Here is a 301-nt window from a genome sequence, read left to right on the forward strand (position 1 = left end):
AAAGGCACTGTACTCACTAACAAATATCTGCAAGGTGAAGAGCTAAGTAAAATTGAATGGCTCTTTCTAAATGAAACAATCATTGAATACCGAGAACGCTTAGCTAATATCAGTTGGTTTATGCGCTTATTAAATGAAGACATTGCGCGCAGAGCTAATAAAGAAGATAACTGTACCGTGAGCGTCTAGCGAACTACACCTATGTTTTAAAATTCCAGGGTAACAAGCTGTCGATATCGGGCTCAGGCTGGCACAGTTCATCAAGGCAAGCACAGATGTAATTAAATGGGATTAGACCATT

At 39.5% G+C, this 301-nt stretch carries 1 pseudogene; it reads left to right on the top strand.

From position 1 onward, the window contains the following. Nucleotides 1–177, top strand: a pseudogene (locus H5058_RS18285) (transposase); the annotation flags it as partial. Between the last annotated feature and the right edge of the window lie 124 nt (nt 178–301).

Origin of the sequence: Pseudoalteromonas sp. SR45-4 (genome assembly GCF_014163535.1) — a bacterium.
In the GTDB taxonomy this organism is placed as follows: Bacteria; Pseudomonadota; Gammaproteobacteria; order Enterobacterales; family Alteromonadaceae; genus Pseudoalteromonas; species Pseudoalteromonas nigrifaciens.